Annotated in this window: 6 protein-coding genes; 1 reads left to right on the top strand and 5 read right to left on the bottom strand. The window is 33.1% G+C overall.

Annotated features, from left to right (window positions below; genetic code table 11):
• Positions 1 to 433 precede the first annotated feature (433 nt).
• The gene (locus AWH49_RS15405; RefSeq protein ID WP_063966460.1) at positions 434 to 910 is read right to left on the bottom strand and encodes a GNAT family N-acetyltransferase; all 477 of its coding nucleotides are present in this window, start codon (positions 908 to 910) and stop codon (positions 434 to 436) included.
• A gap of 129 nt (positions 911 to 1,039) precedes the next feature.
• On the opposite strand from AWH49_RS15405, the gene AWH49_RS15400 reads away from it, so the two are divergent.
• Positions 1,040 to 1,474 (top strand): MarR family winged helix-turn-helix transcriptional regulator, encoded by a 435-nt coding sequence (locus AWH49_RS15400; protein WP_063966459.1) that lies wholly within the window; start codon positions 1,040 to 1,042, stop codon positions 1,472 to 1,474.
• 260 nt (positions 1,475 to 1,734) lie between these two features.
• Here AWH49_RS15400 and AWH49_RS15395 read toward each other — a convergent pair whose 3' ends face one another.
• The 4 genes from AWH49_RS15395 to AWH49_RS15380 form a co-directional block, all read right to left on the bottom strand.
• Positions 1,735 to 2,163 carry a hypothetical protein gene (locus AWH49_RS15395; protein WP_063966458.1) on the bottom strand — a complete coding sequence of 143 codons (429 nt, stop codon included), beginning with the start codon at positions 2,161 to 2,163 and terminating at the stop codon, positions 1,735 to 1,737.
• A gap of 258 nt (positions 2,164 to 2,421) precedes the next feature.
• Positions 2,422 to 3,297 carry a DMT family transporter gene (locus tag AWH49_RS15390; protein ID WP_063966457.1) on the bottom strand — a complete coding sequence of 292 codons (876 nt, stop codon included), beginning with the start codon at positions 3,295 to 3,297 and terminating at the stop codon, positions 2,422 to 2,424.
• A 474-nt stretch (positions 3,298 to 3,771) separates the two neighbouring features.
• Entirely contained in the window at positions 3,772 to 4,362 is a 591-nt protein-coding gene (locus AWH49_RS15385; protein ID WP_063966456.1) for a hypothetical protein, read from the bottom strand.
• 373 nt (positions 4,363 to 4,735) lie between these two features.
• Positions 4,736 to 5,251 carry a DinB family protein gene (locus AWH49_RS15380; RefSeq protein ID WP_063966455.1) on the bottom strand — a complete coding sequence of 172 codons (516 nt, stop codon included), beginning with the start codon at positions 5,249 to 5,251 and terminating at the stop codon, positions 4,736 to 4,738.
• Positions 5,252 to 5,691 lie beyond the last annotated feature (440 nt).

Below are 5,691 nucleotides of genomic sequence, written 5' to 3'. Positions count from 1 at the left end.
TAAGGACTTAATTAAACTGTGTCCATGAAACTATACTAACTCCATGTACAAATTAAAAGTGTAGTTTCAAGGGTTTAAAAACTAATAAAGTTGTTTAACTTTTGGGGCGAACTGTTGAGTAACAAATCGAGTTGCTATGCTTTTAATACTGAGCGCTAGTTTTATATTCCACCAAAAAAACAGAGGATCGAAAATGGTCCTCTGTTTTTTTACATTAGCTAAGAATACTCCCAGCCTTACTAGTCTTACTTAATACTTTTTCTCCCAATGTAGAGTGATAATAAGATTGTTTAAAAAGATAGTGTGGAAACAGGATTTTCATACCATCTTTTGTTGATTGATTTTAAACTTCCTTGGTTATGGAGAGAGTTTACGGATGTACATCTTGATTCAATGGAAGTTGTTATCTATAAGAAAGAAGTTTTTCTTATGGTTAATTCAAATCTTTTATATACCACGCATCCATAGCAGAATGGTCAGAGCCTAATAGTGGTTCATGTAAAAGTGTGAATCCAAACTTTTCATATAATATACAGGCAGTTTTTAATTCATGCTGTGTTTCTAAGTAGCACTTTGCATAATGTTTAGAGGCAAATGACAAAGCTATTTCGATTAGCTTCTTTCCAAATCCTAAACCTTGTGTTTTTGGACTTAAGTATAGCTTTTGCAATTCACAAACTTTGTCATGTTCGGTAAACGGCGCTATACCAATTCCCCCAACAACTTCTCCTTCCATCTCTACTACCCAATAGTTCGCATATTTTAAATTAGTATAATATTGGTGAAGGTCGTTAAGTTGAGGGTCAAAATAAGCTGTTCCAGGAATCGCTAAGCCAAGTGATTGTAGTGAATCTTGTATTATTTCTTTTACTTTTGTATTGTCTTCTTTTTTAATTTCTCGAATAATCATATATTATCTCCTTCAATTAGGTCTTAATAAAGATTGCGAAAGATTTTTGAAAATGTTGACTAAGTCAACATTTTAGGGATATAGTTATATTAATATCAAATGTGGACAAAGTCAACTAAAGGAGAATGTATGGATAAAGAAACTATTTATGATATCAGACAATTCAATCGATTTTACACAAAAGTACTTGGTTTATTTAATAACCAAATTCTAGATACAAATTATTCATTAACCGAAGCACGAGTACTATTTGAAATTAGCGAGAGAACCGAGTGTTTTGCGAATAATCTCGTTCAAGAACTTAATATTGATAGAAGCTATATGAGCAGAATTTTACGTAAGTTAGAGAGTGAAGAATTAATAGAGAAAAAGAGCTCAATAATAGACAGTAGAAAAAACTTTCTCTTTTTGACAAAAAAAGGAGAGGAACTGCTGGATAAAATTAATATTCAGTCAGATGAACAAATAATTCAATTGTTTACTGGACTAACCAGTAGTGAGATTAATGAAATTCGCACTTCGATGATGGTAATAAAAGAAAAATTAGAAAAAAATAAATTTTGAAAGTTTGGGGAATTTTTGATTGATGTTGGGGACGACGTTTAATTATTCGTTTTCCGAAATTAAACAACTTTATTATCTCTACACAAAATATCCTTTGATAAGCCTTTCTTTTAAGTCAGCGTCTTTTATCTTTTACTCAACAGTATCGGTCTACTATTGACCAACAATTAAATAAATAAGAAAGAGGCTTATGATTATCAACGAGATAACCATAAGCCGCTTATGTACGCGCAATAACGTCTTACATGCTGTTAAATATGTTATTTATTTCTGAAAAACAGTGTTTTTAAGCTTTCAGCATGTTCTTTACTTAACTCTCCGTAGCCTTCTTCTTCATTCTCGCTCTGCAGGGAGATAGTGCCCTCTTTCATAAGATAAACTTCATAAACAAATAACCGTTCAGGCATATTTTTATCATATGTATAACAAAGTGTAGCTTCAGCACTTCTTTCGCCTTCGATATCCACCATCGAACCTGGTTCCCACTTAATTTCCTTAAACACTTCCCTTATGGATTCTAAATCTTTTTCCTCCATAATTATGATTTCATTCTGTGTACCTTTATTTATTTCCTGTACGACCACTCTGGTCAGCTGGTCTAAATTAAATTCCTTTGGTGCTTCATCTGAGCATCCGATTAAAAATAGTGCAGTAAGGCTGATAAGAAAATAAACAAGTCTCTGTTGCAATGAATTGTCCTCCCGAAATAAATTCCATAGTTATACATTTTAGTTTATCATTGATCAAAATGGATTCTTATCTAGCAGATTTAAGTTTCGGTTTTATAAAAAAGTTTGATCATTTTCTACCTTTAATCTTCCAAAATCGCGCCCGTTAATTGAAAAAGCGTCAGTCCTTATGTAGTCTACGATAAAGTCATTAAATACTATATTTAAAAAAGAAACCTTTGGACTTAGCGATTCCAAAGGCTTTATTTCTTTGTTATTCTACTTTTTTTCTCGGATAACTAACAAAACACCACTAAGAATTAAAATTGAGCCTACCCAAAACGTTCCACCTATACTTTCTCCCAACAAAAGCCACCCAAGTAATGTTCCAACTAAAGGTTGTAAAAAGAAAAATAAACCTCCACTTGAAGCATTCAGCAATTGTAATCCACGATTCCAAAGTATAAATGCACAGGCTGTTGAAACAATTCCCAAATATAAAAGTCCACCCCAAATAGTCGGATGAGTCAGTTGAGAGAAATTAATTTCATCTAAACGTCCCAACACAAAAGGTGTCAGTAGAATGACGGCAACTAAGATTGAGTAGGTTGTCACTACAATTGGAGAATAATTACTTGGAACACGTTTTAAAAGAACAGACATCAGAGCCCATGTTAAAGCAGCAACAAGTAGTGAAATTCCACCAAGTTGATTGGACATGTCAATTTGACCGTTTCCTACAATAAGAAATACTCCTATTGTCGCTAAACCAACAGATATTCCCTTTTTTAAGTTTAACCATTCTTTAAGCAATAGCCGAGCAAAAATAACCATAAATGCGGGTGTTGAAGAAGTAATAATTGCTCCCATTTGTGCCGAAGATAGGTTAGTACCAATTTCTTGCGTAACAATCGAAATAGTATTACCAATTATCCCAATGGTTATGATTAATAGGATGTCACGTCTATGAATTCGCCATGATAGTCTTTTTGCCAAGCCAATAATGAGCAGTGCAATAATAGCTACTAAATATCGCATCCATACCAGTTCTAATGGCGGTATAACCGATACTACAACCTTTACAACAACGTACATACCACCCCAAATACTGGCAGCTAAAGCCAAATATATAGAACCTAACCAAGTGTTTTTCATTTTTGTACCCTCCGTATTTAAGTTTAGGTCAATAAATGCCCTTACGGAGAGAAGTAGTCACCTTTACTCCACTAAGGGCGGAGAAGTGCTACAGGTACATCATTTTCAAATAATGGAGTCCAAAGCATGTTTATTCACCTCTATCACAGATTAAGTATTGTTATTATAAATGAATTATTTAAAGTAGTATATCAGAAAACTGATTATTCAACCTGCCCCGTTAATTCAATAAACCTTACTCAATTAAATGGCCCTTTAGTGGAGTAACTTTATTACCACCCAGCAGTCCCTTAATCCACCTTTCAGTTCAGATCTTCTTTTCACTATAAAAACACCCCTTTAGATAAACAGATCCAAAGGGGCAAACATCGCAACTTTTTTATAAACACCGTGACTTTATTTAAAAGCGACAATAAAGTCATATGAATGCAAAACAGCCCCCATCTTTAGTTGGTGGGGGCTGTTTATAATTACTTATTTATCTTCTTCGATAGTTTCAACAAGAATAAACAGAAAATGATAGATGAGGCTTAAAGCATCGCCTAAAGACATCTCTTCCTTAAATCCTTCTACACTATTCAAGGAAAAATTGACATCCCATAGTCCATCACCTTGGTTGAACATTAAACTGTATGTTCCAATCTCTCCTTGGAGTTCCTTATTTAAGTAAGCCTTTAATGCATTCCCCATTTTCTTCTGGAATTTCAAGCCGAACAAGGCATTGTATGTTCCGAACACATCATCGACTTCCAATGAAAGTGTCTCAACTCCGATTAATTCAAACCATGAAGATTCGAAGTAAAGGAATTCGCTTTTATTGGTTTTTAGGTATTCAAGGGGTTGTGATAAAAATGCAGCTGATTCTTCCGAAATCAACTCTTCGTTTTCTTTATTACTGCGCTCGATATAAGCATCAGTAAAGCGGGTAATATTTTCTTTTTCTACTATAGTAAAATCATTTGTCAAGTGATGCCTTTCTGCATATTCCTTTTCCTCTTTAAACAATTCAACCTTATTCTCACTTAAAGCTTTTGATATGTATATTTCCATTTGTTTTTTTAACATGGTGAGTGTCCTCCTAGTATCTTTTCATACCTGTTTCATTCAATCATAGCATATAAACCACGGGTTAAATAACTGCAACCGAGCAGGATTATTCCTGCATATTTAAAACTTCTAGTTACCATAGTCACAATACCTATTATGATGACAAGAACTACGATTAGATTGAATTCCACCGATCCTTACTTCCATTCTTAAATAACTAACTCAACTGTATTTTTAAAAAATCAACATTGAAATTTAACAGAGCCTTTTTTAAAAAATGTTTTGTACTAAAAAGCAGTCTGGACATTTAAGTATAATATTTCACAAAGTTAAAATTTCTTTTTTGATATGCTAATTACCTTTAAACAAGAATCCGTTTATAACCATATGTTTAGTGCCTCGCATCTAAAAGTAATTTTATCTCTTTTATTTGTTCTGTGTGTCGCTGTTCATGCAAATATATCTGTTCAATCCATTGATCCAGAGGTAATTCACCAAAGGCAGGATGCTTCACTGATTTTTCCGCCAATATGGATTTATCTTCTATAGTACTAAGAAAAGTCATCAAATTTTTTCTCGAATCGTTTAACAAATCAATTATTTGCTGAACTTCAAATGGTTCTACATCTGGTTCAACGATTTTTGGAGCTTTAATCTTTTTCGTTCTATCCAATAATATAAGGTGAATTTTTTTACGTTCTTTTTGAGTATTATCAATCTCTTTTAATCCCCATGCAATAGCCTTTATAGATGCCTCTTCCACTAAAACTAAGTGATGACAAACTTGTGCTATACTCCATTTATTCATATCAGGCTTACTATTAAATTGAGCATCACTTAATAAAGTAATCTCCGTTATTAGGTTATTTCTCGTTTCATACAGATTGTCATTTATTAATTTATTCATGAGATTTATCCCTTCACTAGAAAGTGCGTACTTAGATTCCTATTCTATATATATTCTCTACGATGCAGAGTATTCTCCTGAGTTTTCCTTTACTATTCTGCTTTCATTCATACTATAAGTTTATTAGTAGCTTACTGATCTTCTTCATTTAGAATTTATCCGATCTCAAGTTGAAGTAGAAAGAAAGGTACTACCAACGGTTAGTGCCATTCCTTAGCCAATTGTCGCTTTGAAATAATGTTTAATCGAAATAATCCCATTAACCCTGAAAAATGAAGAAAAAAAAGATCGTGTTTTGAAAAAAAGATTAATCAAAACATGCTCTTCTTGTGTTAAATTGAATGATTCTTTTATAAAAAAGTGTGATCGTTTTGCGTTCCTTATTCAACAAAAGCACCCGTTAGCCATCCATGTAGCGCAAAATCAGCGCTACACCACAG

The sequence above is a fragment of the Domibacillus aminovorans genome, assembly GCF_001643235.1.
GTDB classification, from domain to species: Bacteria; Bacillota; Bacilli; order Bacillales; family Domibacillaceae; genus Domibacillus; species Domibacillus aminovorans.
This window is presented reverse-complemented; position numbering and strand designations above follow the sequence as displayed.

Coding starts and splice junctions, on each gene's coding strand:
- AWH49_RS15390 (WP_063966457.1), bottom strand. CDS start 3,297: ATGAAAAACACTTGGTTAGGTTCTATATATTTGGCTTTAGCTGCCAGT.
- AWH49_RS15400 (WP_063966459.1), top strand. CDS start 1,040: ATGGATAAAGAAACTATTTATGATATCAGACAATTCAATCGATTTTAC.
- AWH49_RS15385 (WP_063966456.1), bottom strand. CDS start 4,362: ATGTTAAAAAAACAAATGGAAATATACATATCAAAAGCTTTAAGTGAG.
- AWH49_RS15405 (WP_063966460.1), bottom strand. CDS start 910: ATGATTATTCGAGAAATTAAAAAAGAAGACAATACAAAAGTAAAAGAA.
- AWH49_RS15380 (WP_063966455.1), bottom strand. CDS start 5,251: ATGAATAAATTAATAAATGACAATCTGTATGAAACGAGAAATAACCTA.